We start from the raw sequence: 19,190 nt of genomic DNA on the forward strand, positions 1-19,190 counted from the left end.
ATTTGGAGGCAACACGAGATGAAACCAGATGTGATTCGGATCGCTCAGGCGATTTTTACTGTGAAGGACCTGGCGGCCAGCAAGGAGTTTTACGTTGACCTGCTGGGCATGAACGTGCTGCACGAACAGGGAGACGCGCTGTACCTGCGCGGCGTGGAAGACCGCGAGTGGACGCTGAAACTGGAGCAGTGCAAAGGTAGTGAGGAAGCCCGCGTGCGTCACCTGGGCTACCGCGTGCGCGACGAGCATACGCTGGACGCGCTGGTGAACCTCGCGGAAACCCAGGGGCTCCCCCACCGCTGGGAAGAAGAACTGGATCGCCCGAGGATGCTGCGCCTGCAAGACCCCTTCGGTATTCCGGTGGCGTTTTACCACGACGTGAAGACGTATCCGTGGCTGTTGCAGGAGTATCACCAGCACCGTGGCCCCGGTTTGCAGCGTGTGGATCACTGCAACGTGCGCGTGCCGGACGTGAAAGCCACCATGGACTGGTACATGGACGAACTCGGCTTCCGCCTCTCGGAATACACCGTGGACGAGCAGGATCAGTGGTGGGCGGCCTGGATTCAGCGGCGCGGCGGCGTGCACGATTTTGCCCTCACGAACGGCGCAGGGCCGTGCCTGCACCACTGGGCGTACTGGATGCCCGACGCCCTGAGCATCATCAAGACCTGCGACATCCTGGCCGGGGCGCGGCAGCCCGAGCGCATCGAGCGTGGCCCGGGGCGTCACGGCGTCAGCAACGCGTTCTTCCTGTACATCCGCGATCCGGACGGCCACCGCATCGAGCTGTACACCAGCGATTACATCACGGTCGACCCGGACTTCGTGCCGATCAAGTGGCTGCGTGACGACCCGCGCCGCCAGACGCTGTGGGGCGCGAAAACGCCGCGCAGCTGGTTCGAGGAAGCCAGCCCCATGGAGGCCTTCGAGGGCGGCGTGCAGCAGCCCAAAGAGGGCAAACTGACCGGCATTCCCGCACACGTCATCTGAGTGGCGTCGGCTGGCCGGGAAAACGTAGGCTGGCCTGAACCTGTCGGGCCGCTTGAGGGGACGTGATGACGGGAGCCTTCTGGCTCCACCGAAGCCGTTTCCAGTCAGGCGGCCCTCACGTCTGGACAAGAGAATTCAATACAGTACGGCCCGAGGTCGACGAAAGGCCGCACCGAAGGAGATACATGAAAACCGCAAATTTCATCGTTGGTGGACGCCAGCTCAAAGGGGAACTCCGCCAGGACGGTCTGCTGTACGACGCGGCTGGCGAGGCCCATCACCCGGATCAGGTGCAGTTCCTGCTGCCGCTGAAACCCGGCAAGGTTATTGCCCTGGCGCTGAACTACGCCGACCACGTGGCCGAACTGGGTTTCAAGGCCCCCGAGGAACCGGTCATGTTTCTGAAACCCAACACCAGCCTGCTGCCGCACGGTGGCACGGTCATCTACCCCCGCGGCGCAAAATTCATGCACTACGAGGTGGAACTGGGCATCGTGATCGGGCGCGATGCCCGCCGCGTGAAAGCCAGGGACGCCCAGGACTACGTGGGTGGGTACACCATCGCCAACGACCTGGTGGTGCGCGATTACGTCAGCAACTACTACCGCCCCCCCATGCGCGCCAAGGGCTGGGACACCTTCGGCCCGATGGGGCCTTACCTGGTGAGCGCCGACGAGATCGCCGACCCGTACAACCTGGGCCTGCGGGCTTACGTGAACGGTGAACTGCGCCAGGAAGGCAGCACCAAGGACATGATCCTGAAAGCCCCCGAGCTGATCGAGTTCATGAGCCGCTTCATGACCCTGGAAGCCGGCGACGTGATCCTGACCGGAACGCCTAAAGGAGTCTCGCACGTGCACCCCGGCGACGTGATGCGCATGGAAATCGACGGGCTGGGCGCACTGGAGAACCCGGTGGCGCTGGAAGACGAGAGCGCCGAGCCGCTGATCGCGCAGGAAGGCGAACGCAAGTAATGCCGCACCTGACCGTCGAGTACACCGACAACCTGCAGAGCCCGCGCATTCCCGAATTGCTGCGGGCACTGAATGCCGTGCTGCTCGCGCGCCCGGACGTGTATCCGGTGGGCGGCATCCGGGCGCGGGCCTACCGCCTGACCGAATACGCCGTGGCCGACAGCACCGATCCACAGGACGCTTTCGTGCATGTCGTCCTGAAAATAGGGGCGGGCCGCAGCGACGAGGTGAAGCAGGCCACCGGGGATGACCTGTTTGCCGTGCTGAAGGCCCACTTCGCTGAGGAGTTCGCGGCGCGGCCCCTGGCGCTCTCGCAGGAGATTCAGGAATTCAGCGAGGCTGGCACGTGGAAGCACAACAACATTCACGCGCGGTACAGGAAGTGAAGCCCTCCCCTCTCCCCCACCGGAGGTTCGCATGCTGACGCCTGAGCAGATCAGCGACGCCGTGACGCGCTTGCACCACGCCGAGGAAACCCGCACGCAGATTTCGCAACTGTCGCGGCAGTACCCGGACATCACCATTGAGGACGCCTACCGGGTGCAGGACGCCTGGGTGGCACACAAGCTCAGCCTCGGCCGCCGGGTGTACGGCCACAAGATCGGCCTGACCTCGCGGGCCATGCAGAAGTCCAGCAACATCAACGAGCCCGACTACGGCGTGCTGCTCGACGACATGGTTTTTCCGGAAGGCAGCGAGATTCCCACCTCGCGCTTCATCGTGCCGCGCGTGGAGGTGGAGCTGGCGTTCCTGCTCGAAAAAGATCTGGAAGGCCCGAACTGCACTGCCTTCGACGTTCTGGACGCCACCAGATACGTTTTTCCCGCCGTGGAGATCATCGACGCCCGCATTCAGCAGGTCGACCCGGAAACGAAGGCCACCCGCAAGGTGTTCGACACCATCAGCGACAACGCCGCGAACGCCGGCATCATCGTGGGTGGGCGCAGCGTGCGGCCCTTCGACGTTGACCTGCGCTGGATGAGCGCCCTGCTGTACCGCAACGGCGTGATCGAGGAAACTGGCGTGGCCGCCGGGGTGCTGAACAACCCCGTGAACGGCGTGGCGTGGCTGGCGAACAAGTACGCCCCGCACGGGCGCAAACTCGAAGCCGGACAGATCATCCTGGCCGGGTCGTTTACCCGCCCTGTCGAAGCCGAACCCGGCGACGTGTTCCACGCCGATTACGGCCCGCTGGGCGGACTGTCTTTCAGGTTCGCAAAATGAATGGACTGATCAATGAATTCAAAGTGGCCTTGCAGTCCCGTCAGCCGCAGATCGGCCTGTGGCTGGGCCTGGCCGATCCGTACTGCGCCGAAATCTGCGCCGGTGCGGGCTTCGACTGGCTGCTGATCGACGGCGAGCACGCCCCCAACGATGTTCGCAGCACCCTGTCCATCCTTCAGACGCTGGCCGCTTACCCGGTTGCGCCGGTGGTGCGGCCCCCCGTGGTGCAGACGCACCTGATCAAGCAGTATCTCGATCTGGGCGTGCAGACGCTGCTGCTGCCCATGATCGACACCGCCGAGCAGGCGCAGGCGGCCGTGACCGCCACACGCTACCCGCCGCAAGGCGTGCGCGGCGTGGGCAGTGCCCTGGCCCGCGCTTCACGCTGGAACAGCATTCCCGATTACCTGCACCGCGCCGACAGTGAAATCTGCGTGCTGGTGCAGGCGGAAACCAGAGAAGCCTTGAAGAACCTCGACAGCATTCTGGCGGTGGAGGGCGTGGACGGCGTGTTCATCGGCCCCGCCGACCTCAGCGGCAGCCTGGGGCATCTGGGCAATCCCGGTCACCCGGAAGTCGTGACGGCCATTGAGGACACCATCGGGCGCATCGTGGGTGCAGGCAAGGCGGCCGGGATTCTCAGCAGCGACGTGAACCAGGCGAAGCGCTATCTGGAATTGGGCGCCACCTTCGTGGCTGTGGGCGTGGACACCTCGCTGCTCGCGCAGGCCAGCCGGAATCTTGCCAGGCAGTTCACCGCAGACCGCCAGGGTGAAACCCAGGGTGACGGCACCTACTGAGCGTTGCAAGCAGAGCAATCAAAGGGGAGTCGGCTTGTAGAAACCGACTCCTTTTTAATTTCTCGTGTAGAACGGGAGAACTGAGGTTCTTTGCTGTGTTATTTGATCAAATAACAGGCCTTCAATCGTCCACTGCAGAACGCAGAACCTGCGGCATTTTCTTCAGCCACTGCTCAAGAGCCTGTTGCTCGGCGCTGGAAAGGCGCGAAAGCCAGCGCGAACTGCCCAGGACTCTGGCCACCCGCGCGGCCTGAGGGGCTGACACGGCTGGTGTGGTCAGTTTACGAATCTCAGCCTGCAATTCGGCGCGGGAGGCCCCGCTGGCGGCCAGATTCAGCAGCCGGGTGTGGTGCCGCGCCTCCACCGGGACGATCAACTGGGCCAGGGTATAGGCCAGCCCTCCCCTCACGGCGTCCAGAATAGCCGTAGGCCAGTTCAGGATCTTCAGCTTGTTGCGGGTAAACGAAGTCCACTGTTCTCCCAGCGGCGCAAACACCTCATCCAGGGCGGCATGTTCCGCTCCGGGTTCCTCACGCAGCAGTTGCATTAGCCGGGTTCGGGCTGCTTCCGGCGACAATCCCAGCGTCTGGGCCACCAGTTCCAGCTTGGCGTCTACCTCGTCCAGCGTGTTCAAGTCCTCGCGTTGGAGGTTCTCGATCAGGGCCACCTGCCGGGCCTGCACGTCCGTCAGGTCACGGATGATGACGGGAACCTCGCTCAATCCGGCCAGCTGGGCGGCCCGCCAGCGGCGCTCTCCGGCCACGATCTCGAACTCCTGGCCGACCTTGCGCACCAACAGGGGTTGCAGCACACCCTGTTCGCGGACACTCTGGGCCAGCGCCTGTAATTTTGGGTCGTCGAACTGACGGCGCGGCTGGCCCAGTCCGGCACGCAGGCGCTCGACAGCGATCAGGGTTTCGGCCTCTACCGGTCTGGTCAAGTCCGGCACATCCTGGCCGAGCAGCCCCTGCAAGTCGCGTTTGCGTTCGGGACGGGTGCGGCGGGTCATGCGGGTACCTCGTATTTCAGGCCCAGCGCCCGCGCCACATCTTGGGTTAGCCGCTGGATATCGCGGTGAACGGGGGTGTTTGGCGCATAGGCGCCCACCGGTGCGCCCTGCGCGGTGGAATCCAGCCACACCGCCTCGCGCTGCGGTACGGGTGAAGCCAGCGGGGAAAGGTACTGTTCCAGGTCGGCCATGACTTCACGGTCGTGCAGGCGCCGGGCGTCGTAGAAGGTCGGCACATACAGCGCCACCGTCAGGTCAGGCCTGACCTCCTGATACTCGCTGAAGGCCCCCTGCAAGCCCGGCAGCGCGTCCAGGCCCTTTTGCCGGGTGGGGACAGGCACGATCATGTGGTCGGCGGCCAGCGCGCCCAGAATGGAAAGCTGGCCCAGGCTGGGCGGGCTGTCGATCAGCGTGACATCGTACTGCTCGGCCACGTCCTGAAGGGCGCGGCGCAGGCGGCCCTGGGCGCCGACCCTGCCCATCATCTGGCCCTCGGCCACCGCCAGGCTGACGTGCGAGGGAATGAGGGACAGGCCATGCGCCTGGATGGGCTGGGGGAGAGGTTGTCCGTCCACCGCCACCCGGTAGACGGTCTGCGCGGGGTCAACCCCCTCCACACCCAGCCAGCCGGTCAGATTGGCCTGCGGGTCGAGGTCGATGAGCAGCACGCGGTGACCCGCCTGTGCCAGTTCGTACCCGACATCCCGGACGATGCTGGTCTTGCCGGCCCCCCCCGCATGATTGAACACTGTGACGGTCTTCACGGCTCTAGCTTAACGGCTGCGGGCTCTCTCAGTGCAGCGGGCGCTGCAGCGCTGTGGTCGCACCTTCTGGTAAAAGAATTTGCGGGGAAGTTGCGTCCAGCAAGGCTTTCATCTTTGTTATTTGATGAAATAACAAGTTCTAAGAATGGCGCCCTGCCTCAATGTGCGTTTTAGCTTCGTTTCATCACAAACGCGGGGTATGCTGCCGGTTATGAGTGTGCCGCCGGCCAATCCCGCGCCCCAGAGTCAAGCGGGTGCTTTATGACCAAACCCGATCTGGTGCCTGCCGACCTGCCGACCCTGCCCACCGCGCAGATGCTGGCCCGACTTTCCGCCGAACCGGGCCGTTGCCAGATGACGGTGGACAGTGCCAGTCCCTGGGTGGCCGGGGTGATTGTGCGTACCCCCCGGCTGTACCTGGCTCTGCACGCCGTGAACACTGAGGAAGCGCAGATTATCGCCGCGCCGCGCGTGGCTGGCCTGGCAGGTTCCGGGGATGCCCAGCTTCAGGCACTGCTGGCGAATGCCGCCCCGCAGGACGACGGGCTGTACCGCGACGTTCCGCCTCCGGCCCCCGGTGAAGCTGCGCCCCCTCCGCTGGAGCCGGTGCCGGGGCTGACCACGGCGGGAGGGGCCGCGCCAGCACGCAGAATCGACTATCCCCTCGTCCTACTGTGGTTCGCCTTTGCCCTGTTTGCCTTCGGGTCGTCCGTTTCGCTGTTGAATCTAATCGCGGCTCTAATGCTGGTCGCGGCGGCCGTCTCAGCTCTGCTGGGTGTTCCTCGCGGCAACGGCCTGCCTACCGCCTCACCGCTGCGCACGGCCAGCCTTGTGACCGCGGGCCTGGGAATCCTCACCCTCCTCTTCGCCGCTCCTTTCACTGCCGGGCCGCTGGTTTTGCTGCTTGCGCTGGTCAGCATCGGGACGGCCCTGGCTCCTCGCCTCGCTGGACGTTCATCCACCGCAACAATGGCCCCAGCGGCTCAGCAGTCGGATTCAGCAGAGGTCAGTGCGTCCCAGGCGCTTCCTGCACCGCAGCTTCAACTGATCGAGACCACGCGCACCCGCCTGATTGAGCATCTGGAAGTTGCCGAACGCAGCGGCAACCCCAGGGACGTGTTCGAGGCGAAGCAGGCCCTGGAGGTTCACCTGCCGGAAGTGGTGGAGCGCTGGGAGGCGCTGCCCACCTGGCGGCGGCGCGACGACGCACCGCTGCGGCGCACGCTGGAGGGCCTGGCGACTGTCAGCGTGCCGGACACCACGACCAGCGAATTAGAATGGGACGCCACCGAGCGCTTTATCGAGCAGAAGGCCCGAGCCAAGGCCAGCGAAAGCGGTGAACTGGGCGTGCGCCGGGAACCTTTGACGCCGCCGGCGCGTACTCCTGACATGCCCCGGCGTGGGACTGACCAAGACGACAAATCGTGAGGAGGACGCATGAAAAAGACATTTGATCTCCCCCTGCTGGCGGCCCTGCCTGCCCTGCTTCCGGCCTTACTGAGCAGCTGTGGGCCAGATCAGGGCAAGCAGGTAGACACCAGCGGCATGAGCCGCCAGGCTTTTAAAACAGAGGCCGAATGCCGCGCCTACTACAAGCTCCAGATCGAGCAGGGCCTGCAAAACCCCTGTAACCGCGAGCAGCGCGTCGGCGGTGGGGGCTTCATCTACTTCGGGCCGTGGTTTGGTTCGATGGGCAGCATTTCCAGCCGTGGTGGCTTCAACAGCGGCAGCCCTACCCCCGGCACGACCAGCGGCCCCATTCCGTCGCAGGGCACGCGCTATGTGGGCTACACCCCCAGCGGCAAGGTCAGCACCACCGGCCTGACCATCAACCCCAATGGGCGGGCCAGTTCGTACACGGCACCCACCATTTCGCGTGGCGGCTTCAGCACCGGGGCACGCGGCTGGGGCGGGTCGAGCGGTTCGTGAAGCGCCTGCCTTTCCGCGAGCGCCCCGGCTGGCAAGACAGGCTGGAACAGGTGGGCTTCACCTGGCACACCGGGAGCCGCGAGGCTCCTTTTCCTTACTGGGAAGAAGACGCCGCGTATTCGTTCACGGCGGCTGAAATCGAACTGCTCGAGCGCCGCTCCGGCGAACTGGTCGCGTTGGCGCTGGACGCGGTGGCCCACGCCATCGAGACCAGGCGCCTGGGGCAACTGGGCATCCCGGATTTTCTGCACGACGCCGTGAAGGCTTCCTGGGACAGGGACGACCCCAGCGTGTATCTGCGCCTGGATCTGGCTTACAGTGGGGGAGACCAGGAACCCAAACTGCTGGAGATCAATGCGCAGACGCCCACCAGCCTGCTGGAAGCCGCCGTGTGTCAGTGGCAGTGGCTCGAAGACCGTCAGGAGACCGGCGAGTTACCGCAAAGCGCCACGCAGTGGAACGCCATTCACGAGGCGTTGACCGCGCAGTGGCAGTGGGCCTCGCAGGAACGCGGGGTGCGGGAAGTGACCTTCGCCGCCGCCCGGCTGGACGAAGACCTGGCCACGTCCACCTACCTGGAGGAACTGGCCCGCGCCGCCGGCATCAAAACGCAGCGCCTGTGGGTCGATGAGATCGGCAGCAGCGCCGCCATGGATCAGCTGGCCGACCTGTGGGGCCTGCCCATCGGACACCTGGCCATGTTGTGGCCGTTCGAGTTCGCCTGGGAGGGGCGCGACGCGGCCTACCTCGCCAGCACTAGGACGCGCTTCATCGAGCCGCTGTGGAAGGCCGTGATGTCCAGCAAGGGCCTGCTGCCTCTCATGCATGAGCTGGCGCCGGAACATCCCTGCATTCTTCCGGCGCGGTTCGTGGATTCGCTGAATCTTACGAATGTGGGGATGCAGCCGGTGCGCAAGCCGCTGTGGTCGCGTGAAGGGCAGAACGTACAATTGCCCGGCCAGGCGGCCACCGGCGGCGAGTACGGTGACCTGCCGCTGATTGAGCAGGCCTACGTCGAGTTGCCGGAGTACCAAGCTGGGCGCGGTGAAAGCCGGTATCCGGTGCTGGGCGTGTGGGTAGCGGGCGACGAACCGTGCGGTCTGGGCGTGCGCGAAGGCGTGACCCGCGTCACGGACGACCGCGCCCGCTTCGTCCCTCATCTTGTACAGGACGAGTAACTCTAAGTTTTGATGGCGTGAATCGGCAGATCGCGCTCATGCGCCAGGGTTTTGCACTCCTCGACTGTCAGGGTTAGCAAGAATTCTTCGAGGGCCTGTCCGGCCAGTACCTCCGAGAGCCGCTGAGCGAAGTGGGGCTCCAGGGCCGCCACGCCCGCCCAGCCGTCGTGCAGGGCGTAGAGGCGGTACTCGGGATTCGCGCCCGACAGCCAGCCGCCCGCTGCAGTCAAGCCGTGGCGCACCGGCAGCGCCATGGCGTATGCTGCTTGCTTCAAGCCCACCCGGCGGTGACGCTCCTCCGCGCCGCGTGCCCGCCCCAGCAGCAGGCCCAGTGCTGCGCGCGCAGCTTCCTGCGCTCCACTCAGGTCGGCCAGCAGGGTGGTGGGCATCTGCGGCGGGCGCACCAGCCCGGCCTGCAACTGGTAGGTCAGGTCGTGCCCTGGAACCTCCGGCTCGTCCGTGTCTCCCACGATTTCCACCCAGCACAGCGCCGGGTTCCACTGCGCCAGGCTTTCCGCCGTGATGCCCAGCCGCGCCAGGGCGCCGGGCCGTTGACTGGTCAGGAGCAGGTCGGCCCCACGCAACCACTCTTGCAGCGCTGCCTGACCTTCCGGGCGGCGTAAATCCACCGTCCGCACATCCAGGCCCTCGGCGAGTTCACGGTACATGCCGGGGGCCGCGCCGGCCAGCATGTCCCCGGCGGGCGCTTCCACCTTGATCCAGGTCATGCCCTCCTGGCGCAGCAACTGGGCCGCTACCGGGCCAGGGACGTTCGCGGCGAGACTCACGCCCCGAAAGCCGGAAAGCGGGCCGTGCAAAGGGGAAACTGGTGAAGGGGTCAAGGTCGAATTCCTCCTGTTGCGAACCGGTGCGGTGTGCGCCCAACTTGGTGCAGTGATCTTTCTTCGGAGCCTGCTGGGCGTAAGTTCGTGTAGTACGTGGGTCAAATAGATGGTGACAGAGATCAGGCCGTCCTCACTCTGGTGATAGTCGGCGTGACCCGCAACAGTGACAGGTTTCCCTTCCGGCCGCGCAGCCTCTTTCTGGTGTCAGGCGTCTTTTAAAGCGTGCCGCCCACGCCGCTCAGGTTCTGCCCCGCCGCCACCGACAGGGCCGCCAGCGCCTCCAGCACGTTGCCCTGTGCTTGAAGGCGAGTGTACTGGGCTTTTTTCAGCAGCAGACCCGTGGCCTGCAAGTCCACCGCACTGATGGTGCCGCTTTGCAGCCGCGCCGTGTCCTGCTCGAAATTTTTCTTGGCAGCGTCCTCGCGGCTGATGGCCACCGCCAGCAACTCGGTGGCATTCTGCCAGGTCTGGTAGGCGCTGGCCAGGGTCTGCGCGGCGTTCTGCTGGGCGCTCAGCTGCGAGCGCTGGGCGTTTGCCAGGGCGGTGCGGGCGTCTGCCAGCGTGCGGGCGGGCGTGTAATCGTTGTTCGCCAGGTCGACGGCCAGTTGAGCCTCGCTCACCGCGTTGCCGGCGGCAACCAGGGCGCTCAGGCGCGGCAGTTGACCCTGCAACTGCGCCAGCGACGCCGCAGCAGGGGAGACGTTGTCGGGGGCCAATACCTGAAGCTTCCCAGCGAGGCCGGTCAACGTCCCCAGCCGTGCCTGCGCCAGCGCCAGTTGAGCGCGGGCGTCGGCCAGGCCCTGCTCGCTGGCAGCCAGGGTATTCTGGGCGTTCTGCACGTCCAGCGCCGTGGCGTTCCCCACCTGCTGCTTGGCCTGCGCGACCTGCACTGCCTTCTGGTCGGCCTGCACCTGCAAGGTCTGCACACTGACACTCTCCTGGCCTTCCAGTACCGCCAGGAAAGCGGCGGTGGTACTCTGCAAGGCCGCCAGCCGCGCCCCACTCAACTGCGCGGCGGCCAGTGCGGCGGCGTTGCGGGCGCTCAGTTTGGCGGCCACCAGCACGCTGGGATCGGCCTGCGCGGCGGTGTTCGTGGCGCTGGCTTTCTCCAGATTGGCCTGAGCCGTGCGCACGTCCGCGTTGTTCTGCAGGGCCGCCGTGATCGCGGCCTGAAGGGTAATGCCGCTGGCTGGCATCTGTGTGCTGGCGTTGCCTGGGGAAGCTGGGGTGGTGGGCGCGGCCTGCGCGGCGGCCGGCTGGCCCATGAGCAGCGCGGCACTCAGCAGGGTCAGGGCGAGGGAAGAATCTTTTCTCACGGTAACCAGGGAGGGCATGAAGTCAGCTTGGCACGCCGCTGCCAAGAGTGTTTGCACGAATGTTGAAGATTTGTCGAAGATGGGGAATTCAGGGCCAAAAAAAACCTCCCCAGGGCAACCTGAGGAGAGGAAGGAAACAGGGGCTATGACGATGGGGTCAGCCGGGCAGGGGCCGGGTGCCGGGTGTGGGGGGAACCGACGGAGCAGAGTCTGGCGACGCAGAATCCAGTGACGCAGAGTCGAGCGTGACCTGCTGGCGCTGTTCACGTTCCACGCGCCGGCGCTCGAACAGGTAGAAGGCGGCGGGCACGACGTAGAAGGTCATCAGGGCCGAGAAGCCCACCCCGCCCAGGATCACCACCGAAATGCTCTTGCCGAACTCGCTGCCGGCCCCCTGATTCAGCAGCAGCGGCAGGGCGATGATCATGACCGTCAGGGTGGTCATCACGATGGGCCGGAAACGCAGGCGGCTGGCCTCGATCAGGGCGTCGTAAAAGGGCATCTCCCCGATCTTCTCGACCACGAACTCCAGGTAGATGATGGCGTTTTTCGCCGACAGCCCGATCAGGAGCAGGAAGCCCAGCACCGCGAAGATGTCCAGTTTGTTGCCGGTCAGGAAGATCAGCCAGTACGCGCCCGCCACCGCGAACGGCACCGGCAGCAGCAGGTAGAGGGGATAACGGAAGGAGTTGAACTGGCTGCCCATCACCAGGTACACCAGCAGCAAAGACAGCGCGAAGTACTGCAGGCCGGTGCGCTGCAGCTGGTTGCCCAGTCCGAAGGCGCTGTTGCGGTCGGCCTGCCCGACGCTGACCAGGTTGTCGATCACGCCTGCGCTCGTCAGCGAGGCCACCAGGCTGTCCTGAAGCTGCCCGCTGGTCAGGCTGCTGCCGGCCTGCGGTTCGATGCTCAGGTCGAGGCTGTACAGGCGGTTGGTGCGCGGAATGCTGTTGGGGGCGCTGCCCTGAACCACCGCGCCGAGTTGCCCGGCGGTGATGCTGCCCAGCGCCGGGCTGGTAATCGGCAGCGAGAGCAGGCCCTGCTCGTCGCTCAGGGCGGCGGGGTTGGCCTGCACGGTGATGGGGTAGGTCACGCCGCCGATGTCCACCGTGCCGCCGCTGCTGCCACTGCCGTAGGTGCGCAGGGCGCTGGCGACCGTGTCGGCGCTGAGGCCGGCACTGGACAGCGCGGCCTTGTTGGGCACGAAGCGGTTTTCGAGGGTGGTGCTGTCCAGCGAACTGCTGACGCTGGCCACGTTGGCGTTCTGCTCGGCCACGTTCACCGCCTGCGCGGCGCGTTCCTTGAGCAGCTCGAAGTTGCTGGCGACCAGCGTAATGCTCAGCGAGTTGCCCTGGCCCCGGAACCCGCCGCCGGTAAACAGGTTGGCGCGCACGTTCGGGTAATCGCTGAACATGGTGCGCAGGTCGGTCTGGTACTTGGCGGTCAGCGCCGCGTCGGTGCGGGTTTCGCCGGGCCGTTCCTCCAGCGGTTTGAGGGTCACGTTCAGTTGTGTGTTCGAGTTACCCACCGACGCCTGCACGGTCTTGACCGCCGCGTCCTGCAGGAAGTAGTTCTCCAGGCGGGCGGCCAGGCGGTTGCGTTCGTCCAGCGAGAGGTCGTTGGGGAGCCGCAGGCCCACCCGCAGCGTTCCCGAGGCGCTGGGAGGCGTGAAGGTGAAACTCAGGCGCGGCGGCAGCAGCAGCAGCGTGGCCAGCAGGAACACCCCGGACAGCGCCAGCACGGCAGGGCTCATGCGCAGGGCGCTGTGCAGGCTGCTGGCGTAGGCTTCACGGGCCGCTCCCAGCACCCGCTCGGTCAGGCCGTGCAGCGTGCCGGTCAGGGCTTCCAGCAGGGCCAGGGCGACGCCCCAGACGTAGCGCAGAACCACCAGCGCCAGCGGCAAAACCAGCAGCCCAACGAGCAGCCAGCGGTCGGCGCGCGTCCAGATCAGGGCGGCCAGGCCCAGCGCCAGCACCCAGAACCACCAGTGCTGCGGGCTGCGCAGACCAAATTGCAGCGCCTGCGGAAACTGCGTAATGGTACGCGGCACGTCGCGCCAGGTCAGCGGCTCGGCGTCGGGGGTGTAGGCCATACGCACGGTCAGGAACAGCAGCGCTTCCAGCCACGACATCAGCACGGCGGCGGCCAGCCCCAGCGCGAACTGCTGCACGTACGTTCCGATGATGCCGCCCATGAAACTCACCGGAATCAGCACGGCCAGCAGCGACAGCGAAGCGGCGGCCACCGCGCTGAATACCTCGGACGCGCCGCGCAGCACCGCCTGCACGCGGTCGAGGCCCAGCGCACGGTAACGCTCGACGTTCTCGGCCACCACGATCGAGTCGTCCACCACGATGCCGATGGCCACGATCAGCGCCAGCAGCGATACCTGATTGAAGGTGAACCCCAGCAGCGAGTACAGAATCGGGGCCGCCGCCAGCGAGATGGGAATGGCCGCGATTACCGTGAAGGCGGTGTTCAGGCGACCCAGGAACAGCAGCGTGACCAGCGCCACCACGAGGGCGGTCAGCCACAGCTCGTGTGTGGTCGAGTCGATGCTGTCGCGGATAGGGCCGGTGGTGTCGTTACTGACGGTCGCTTTATAGCCGGTCGGCAATTTCACGGCCTTCAGGGCCGCCGTCACCCCGTCGGCCACCGCCACCGCGTTGCTGCCGGAAGTCTGGTAGATGCTGACCAGCACCACCGGCAGGCCGTTCACGCGGGTCACGCCCGAGGTGGTGCTGCTGTCCTGCACCTGCGCCACGTCACTGACGCGCACGTTCTTGTCGCCGCTGACGATCACGTCCGCGATCTCCTCCAGGCTGCCGAGTTTCGCGTTGGTGGTGTACGTCAGGCTGGTGCCCTGCTGCGTGATGGTGCCGATCGACGAGCGCACGTTGCTGCCGGCGATGGCGCTGCTGACCGCCTGCGGGTTCAGGCCGTAGGCCCCCAGCTTGTCCGGGTCGAGCAGCACCTGCACCTCGCGGTTGGAGCCGCCCGACAGTTCCACGTCCGCCACGCCGTCCACCCGTTGCAGGGTGGGCAGCAGCTGGTCGTTGACGTAGTCGTACACGTCCGCCAGGCTGGCGGTGCCGCCCGACACGCCGATTTGCAGGATGGCGCTGGCGTTGGGGTTGAAGGTGCGCACGCTGGGGTTGTCGGCCCCGTCCGGCAACTGCCGGGTGGCGCTGGACACCAGCGAGGCCACCTGGTTGGCCGCCGCGTTCTGATCGGTGCCGTCGTCGAGTTGCAAGGTCACGCGGCTGCTGCCGGTACTGGAGGTACTGGAAATGGCGCTGACGTTCGGCACCTGCGCCACCGCGCTCTCGATGACCTTGGTCACGTCCTCATCCACCGTGGCGGGGCTGGCCCCCGAATACGACGTGTTGATGCTGACCACCGGGATGTTGGTGGCCGGCAGCAGATCCACGCCCAGCGAGCGCATGGCGTTCAGGCCAAAGACCATCACCGCCACGAACACGCCAATCGAGAACACGTAGCGCCGCACCGAGAAGTTCACCAGCGGGTGAACGCTATTGAAGATTTTTTCTCCGACCTGTCGAATCATGCTGGAACTCCGGGGAAAGGGATGTGAGGAAAAGCGGAACGCCGCGGCTTCACGGCGCGCCCTCAGGAGGGCCGCCCGCACCGAAGCTGCCCTGACGTGCCCCGCCGCCGTTGCTGGTGGTCACGCTGCTGCCGCTGACCAGGCCGCTGGGCGGCTGGGTAATCACCTGCACTCCCGACGGAATACCCTGCACCACCGATTGCGTGCCGGCCTGCCCCAGCACCGTGACCTGCGTGCGCTGCGCCTTCCCGGCCTGAATCACGAACACGTAGGTCTTGTCGTTGTCGGCCAGCAGGGCCGTGCTGGGCACCAGGATGCCCTGCCCGACCTTCGCGGTGTAGATCACGGACCCCACCGTGCCGCTGGCGGGCAGGCGCTCTGCGGTGAAGCGCGCCGTGACCGGCACGCTGCCGGTGGTGCCGCCGCCCACCTGCGCGACCTTCAGCGGGTAGGTCTGCTGCCCCACCACGAACTTCAGTTCCGTTCCGGCGGGCAGCGACGCGGCCTCGGTGGCCGGCACGTTCACCTTTACCGCCAGCGTGGAACTGACCAGCGTAAAGGCCGGGGTGCCGCTGCTGACCGTTTCGCCCTCGCTGAGGTTCACGGCGGTCAGCGTGCCAGCGTACGGCGCGGTCAGGCGCGTCACGGCGGCGTCGCGCTGGGCCTGTTGCAGGGCGATCTGGGCTTTTTGCACGCTCAGTTGTGCGGCGCTCACGTCCTCCTGTGCGCCCTGGGTGGTGTCGGTCAGGTTGCTCTGGGCAGTCAGCAGGGCCGACTGCGCGCTGCTGACCGCGACCTGCTGCGCGTCCACCTCCGAGCGGGCCACCGCGCCCACCGCGTACAGTTGCTGCAAGGAATTCAGTTGCTTGCGGGCGTTGTTCAGCGTGTTCTGCGCCGAGGTGATGGCCTGCTGCAAACTCACGCGCCCGGAAGTCAGCACCCGCTGGCGGCTGCGCAACTCCTGCTGCGCGGCGGCCAGGTTGCTCTCGGCGGTCTGAACGGCGCTTTGCAGGTCCGGGCTGCTGACCACCAGGACTTCCTGCCCGCCGCTGACCTGGTCGCCCACGCCGGCCTTCACGCTGCGCACCACGCCGGTCACGCGGGCATTCACGGTGGTCGACTGCGTGGCCGACACCGTGCCGCTCAGGCGGCGCTGCGTGGTCAGCGTCCCGGCCTTGATCTCGGTGGCGCTGACCGGCGTGACCACCCCGCCGCCCGTCTGGCTTCCCTGTGCCCCCGCCTGTCCACGCTGTCCCTGCCCACTCTGCGCCTGCCCGGCTCCCGCTTCGCCGGAACGGCCCGTGCGCGCCGCGTTGCCCGCCCCGGCTTCACTGGACGTGGCGGCGCCAGACGTGCGGTTGCCCGAGCCGCGGCCACTCCAGCCGGATGGCCCGGCCGCCCCGCCTCCCTGTGCGCTGCCTGCTTCACCGGCGCCCGTGGCCGCGCCCGTCCCGTTTCGTGCTCCCGTTGCGCTGCCTCCTCCGGCCGCGTTCCGGCCACCTGTGCCTGACGCGCCGCCAAACCCGGCGCCGGCCTGGCTCGCGCCGCTGCTGCCCGGCGAACTCTGCCCCAGGCGATACCCCGCGAACCCCACCCCCGCCACCAGCAGCGGCACCAGAATCCAGCGAAAGACGCCCCGGCGGCGCACCGGGCCGGGCGAAGCGGCGAAATGACTGGACGTGGACGCCGCAGTGGCCGGGCGTTCCGGCGCGGACGGGGGAGAGGTCGGGTTCATACCCTACAGGGAACCACCCCTTTTTGAAGAAACGTCGAAGAAATGGTGTAGATCGGTGGGGCTGTGCAGGCAAAGGTCGGGTGATGCGGATCGGCACGCCGCAGGGAAGATACAAGACGGCCCTGACGGCACTTGTTCGTCAGGACAGTCTTTTTGATCTGGGATGCCTGGAGTCACCCAGGTTTAACACAAGGGCTCGGAATTGCAGTCTTTCCCTGGCCTAGCACTCGCAGTTTCAGCACTGAGCGCCGTTCAGAAGCCGCCCAGACCGGTCAGGTTCTGCCCGGCGGCGACCGACAGCGCCGCCAGGGCTTCGAGTACGTTGCCCTGGGCCTGGGTGCGGGCGTACTGGGCTTTTTTCAGGTTCAGCTGCGTGGCTTGCAGGTCGACGGCGCTGATGGTGCCGCTTTTCAGGCGGGCGCTGTCCTGGTTGTAAGTTTTCTGCGCAGCGGCCTCACGGCTCTGCGCCACGGTCAGCAGCTGATAACTGTTCTGCGCGGCCTGGTACGCCGAGGCGAGGGTCTGGCTGGCGGCCTTGCGCACGCTGTCCAGGCTGCGCTGCGCATTGGCCTGGGCAGTTCTGGCGTCCTGGAGGGTGCGGGCGGGCGTGAAATCGTTGTCGGCCAGTTTCACGGTCAGCTGCGCCTCACTCACCGCGTTGCCAGCGGCCACCAGGGTGGTCAGGGCATTCAGGCCCGCCTGCAGTTTGGTCAGGGTCGTACTCAGTTTCGGGGCGCCGGGGGCACTGGCGGCCTTCGCGCTGCCCAGCCCGGTCAGGGTGCCCAGTCTGGCCTGGGCCAGGCTGACCTGCGCCTGGGCGTCAGCCAGGGCCTGCTGGCTGGCACTCAGGGTGTTGCGGGCATTCTGCACGTCCAGCGCCGTGGCGTTCCCCACCTGCTGCTTGACCTGCGCGACTTGCACCGCCTTCTGGTCGGCCTGCACCTGCAGCGCCTGCACCTCCACGTTCTGCTGCGCCTCGTACAGCGTGGTGTAGGCACTGACGGTGTCCTGCATGACGTTCAGCCGCGCCGAGCGCAGTTGCGCCTGGGCGAGGCTGGCGGCGTTGCTGGCGCTCAGTTTGGCGGCCACCAGGGTGCTGGGGTCGCTCTGCGCGGCGCGGTTGGTGGCGGCGGCCTTATCCAGGTTGGCCTGGGCCGTTTTTACGTCCGCGTGAGAATTGAGCGCGGCGCTCACGGCGCTGCCGGCGCTGAGTCCAGTGGCACTGAGTCCGGTCTGCGCGTGCGCCACGGCGGTCAGCAGCAAGGGGGTGAGCAGGACAGCGGGGGAAAGTCTGGGCATTGGGAAACCTCGGGGGTGAAGGGAGGGCTAGTTGATGCGCACCGCTGCGTTTTGCAGCGAGATCAGGGCAAGCTGCGCGCTAATTCGCGCTGCGAGCAGGTCGCGCTCGGCCTGCGCCACGCCCAGTTCGGCGGCGGTCACGTCGTCGGCGGTGGCGGTGCCGGCCTGAAGCCGCGTGCGGGCGGTCGCCAGCGTGCTTTGCGCGACCTGAACGGCACTGACTTTACTTTGCGCGGTCAGCAGGGCGATCTGTAGCGTGCTGTACTTGCTGCGCACGTCCAGTTCCACGTTCTGCTGCTGCACGCTGAGAGTTAACCGCGCCTGCGTGACCGCCGCCTGCGCCGCCGAAAGCTGCGCCTTCTGGGCCGGCGAAAAGACTGTGTAGCTGCCGGAGATGCTGGCGACCACGCGGTTGGGCGTGGAGTCGTTGCCGAAGGGCACGCTGTATCCCACGCTGGCGGTGCCGGCCTGCAGGTTCAGGCTGGTGCTCAGGCCGCCGCTGCCGGCGGGGCCGTAGCGGGCGCTGGCGGTGACGTCCGGCAGCTTCACGGCGCGTTCCTGCTGTTCCAGGGCCTCCTGCGCGGCGGCCAGGTCGTTCTGCGCGTCGATGACCTCGGGGCGGCCCGCGCGGGCCGAGGCCACCAGCGCCGCCACGTCCGGCAGGGTCAGCGTGTCGGCGGGGCGGCTGGAAAACGACACGTTGCCGATCTCGCGGCCCAGTGCCGCACTCAGGCCGCGCTGCGCGGTGTCCAGGCTAGAGGTCGCCTGAAGCTGCGTACCCTGCGCGGCCTGCACGTTCGCCTGGGCGTTCAGGACGGCCTCGGTGGTGGCGTTTCCGGCGCTCTGCTGGGCCTGCCGAACCGTCAACTCGCGCTGGCGCTGCGCCAGGGTGCGGGTCGCCAGCTCCAGCTCCTGTTGTGCCAGCACGGCGCCGAAGTACTGCTGCGCGACATTCAGGCGGGCTGTCAGCTCCGAGCTGCGCAGCTGCGCCTGCGAGAGGTTCAGGGCACGCTGCGCGGCGTACAGGCCGTACTGGTTGCTGGACCAGGGCAGGATGCCCAGGCTGACCTGCACCCCGGCGCTGCCGCCCAGGTCACCGGGCACGCTGGTGGGCGTGCCGTTGGCAGTCGTGCTGTAAGGCCCGGTGTAGGTGGCGTTGCCGTTCACGCTGACGCTGAGGCCCCGCGCGGTGCGGGCGGCGTTCAGGTTGGTCTGCGCCACCTGCACGCTCAGGGCCGCCTGCGTCACGCTGGGCGACTGCGCCAGGCTTTGCAGCGCCGCGTCCAGCGTCAGGGGCGTGGCGGGCGGGGCAGCCGGGGTCGCCGTTTGCGCCAGCGCCGCGCCGCACAGCAGGGCCGCACTCAGGATCGGGAATCTCATGCGTCCACTGTCGCCTTTTTTCACGAAGGCCGCGTGAACGGTTTTTGAAGATTTGTCGAAGACCATCTCCTGTCGGTGGTGCCGCGCCGGACTGACCTGCGCCGCGCCGGCCAGGGCGGCTGGGGCGGCCTCCCCTCTTCTCCAAACCTTCACAGGCCGCGCTTATGCTGGCCCTC

The 19,190-nt window shown here is 66.7% G+C and carries 16 protein-coding genes; 8 read left to right on the forward strand and 8 right to left on the reverse strand.

Translation table 11 applies throughout. The annotated features are described in order from the left end of the window. Positions 1–18 precede the first annotated feature (18 nt). From hpaD to hpaI, 5 genes are all read left to right on the forward strand, one after another. Positions 19–993: a 3,4-dihydroxyphenylacetate 2,3-dioxygenase gene (gene hpaD / locus E5Z01_RS08880; RefSeq protein WP_135229035.1), complete on the forward strand. Its 975-nt coding sequence runs from the start codon at positions 19–21 to the stop codon at positions 991–993. A gap of 185 nt (positions 994–1,178) precedes the next feature. Further along, positions 1,179–1,967: a fumarylacetoacetate hydrolase family protein gene (locus E5Z01_RS08885; protein ID WP_135229036.1), complete on the forward strand. Its 789-nt coding sequence runs from the start codon at positions 1,179–1,181 to the stop codon at positions 1,965–1,967. Next, on the forward strand, positions 1,967–2,353 hold the full coding sequence (locus E5Z01_RS08890; RefSeq protein WP_135229037.1) for a 5-carboxymethyl-2-hydroxymuconate Delta-isomerase: 387 nt from the start codon (positions 1,967–1,969) through the stop codon (positions 2,351–2,353). The genes E5Z01_RS08885 and E5Z01_RS08890 overlap by 1 nt, the downstream gene beginning before the upstream one ends. Positions 2,354–2,384: 31 nt before the next feature. Then, entirely contained in the window at positions 2,385–3,191 is an 807-nt protein-coding gene (hpaH, locus tag E5Z01_RS08895) for a 2-oxo-hept-4-ene-1,7-dioate hydratase (RefSeq protein WP_135229038.1), read from the forward strand. Further along, positions 3,188–3,991 carry a 4-hydroxy-2-oxoheptanedioate aldolase gene (gene hpaI / locus E5Z01_RS08900; RefSeq protein ID WP_135229039.1) on the forward strand — a complete coding sequence of 268 codons (804 nt, stop codon included), beginning with the start codon at positions 3,188–3,190 and terminating at the stop codon, positions 3,989–3,991. The genes hpaH and hpaI overlap by 4 nt, the downstream gene beginning before the upstream one ends. Before the next feature lie 121 nt (positions 3,992–4,112). On the opposite strand, the gene E5Z01_RS08905 is transcribed toward hpaI, so the two are convergent. Both E5Z01_RS08905 and E5Z01_RS08910 read right to left on the reverse strand, forming a co-directional pair. Next, a complete protein-coding gene (locus E5Z01_RS08905; RefSeq protein ID WP_135229040.1) occupies positions 4,113–5,000 on the reverse strand; it encodes a ParB/RepB/Spo0J family partition protein in 888 nt (295 codons plus the stop codon). Beyond that, positions 4,997–5,764, reverse strand: coding sequence for a ParA family protein (locus E5Z01_RS08910; protein WP_119766814.1), 768 nt, complete (start codon positions 5,762–5,764; stop codon positions 4,997–4,999). Before E5Z01_RS08910 ends, E5Z01_RS08905 begins: the two co-directional genes overlap by 4 nt. Positions 5,765–6,025: 261 nt before the next feature. On the opposite strand from E5Z01_RS08910, the gene E5Z01_RS08915 reads away from it, so the two are divergent. The 3 genes from E5Z01_RS08915 to E5Z01_RS08925 are packed head-to-tail and all read left to right on the forward strand — an operon-like array spanning position 6,026 to position 8,871. Continuing rightward, entirely contained in the window at positions 6,026–7,192 is a 1,167-nt protein-coding gene (locus tag E5Z01_RS08915; RefSeq protein ID WP_135229041.1) for a hypothetical protein, read from the forward strand. Positions 7,193–7,201: 9 nt separating this feature from the next. Beyond that, a complete protein-coding gene (locus tag E5Z01_RS08920) occupies positions 7,202–7,693 on the forward strand; it encodes a hypothetical protein (protein ID WP_135229042.1) in 492 nt (163 codons plus the stop codon). Next, a complete protein-coding gene (locus E5Z01_RS08925) occupies positions 7,690–8,871 on the forward strand; it encodes a glutathionylspermidine synthase family protein (protein WP_135229043.1) in 1,182 nt (393 codons plus the stop codon). Before E5Z01_RS08920 ends, E5Z01_RS08925 begins: the two co-directional genes overlap by 4 nt. Before the next feature lie 2 nt (positions 8,872–8,873). Here E5Z01_RS08925 and E5Z01_RS08930 read toward each other — a convergent pair whose 3' ends face one another. From E5Z01_RS08930 to E5Z01_RS08955, 6 genes are all read right to left on the reverse strand, one after another. Continuing rightward, positions 8,874–9,713 (reverse strand): CoA transferase, encoded by an 840-nt coding sequence (locus E5Z01_RS08930; RefSeq protein WP_240738257.1) that lies wholly within the window; start codon positions 9,711–9,713, stop codon positions 8,874–8,876. Between the two features lie 218 nt (positions 9,714–9,931). Continuing rightward, positions 9,932–11,050: a TolC family protein gene (locus tag E5Z01_RS08935; protein WP_240738258.1), complete on the reverse strand. Its 1,119-nt coding sequence runs from the start codon at positions 11,048–11,050 to the stop codon at positions 9,932–9,934. 139 nt (positions 11,051–11,189) lie between these two features. Continuing rightward, positions 11,190–14,600 (reverse strand): efflux RND transporter permease subunit, encoded by a 3,411-nt coding sequence (locus tag E5Z01_RS08940; protein ID WP_135229044.1) that lies wholly within the window; start codon positions 14,598–14,600, stop codon positions 11,190–11,192. A 49-nt stretch (positions 14,601–14,649) separates the two neighbouring features. Beyond that, positions 14,650–16,335 (reverse strand): efflux RND transporter periplasmic adaptor subunit, encoded by a 1,686-nt coding sequence (locus tag E5Z01_RS08945; RefSeq protein WP_135229045.1) that lies wholly within the window; start codon positions 16,333–16,335, stop codon positions 14,650–14,652. Positions 16,336–16,587: 252 nt separating this feature from the next. Further along, complete coding sequence (locus tag E5Z01_RS08950) at positions 16,588–17,634, reverse strand: TolC family protein (protein WP_135229046.1); 1,047 nt, start codon at positions 17,632–17,634, stop codon at positions 16,588–16,590. Positions 17,635–17,661: 27 nt separating this feature from the next. Further along, a complete protein-coding gene (locus E5Z01_RS08955; protein ID WP_240738259.1) occupies positions 17,662–19,167 on the reverse strand; it encodes a TolC family protein in 1,506 nt (501 codons plus the stop codon). Positions 19,168–19,190 lie beyond the last annotated feature (23 nt).

Source organism: Deinococcus fonticola, from assembly GCF_004634215.1.
Lineage (GTDB): Bacteria > Deinococcota > Deinococci > Deinococcales > Deinococcaceae > Deinococcus > Deinococcus fonticola.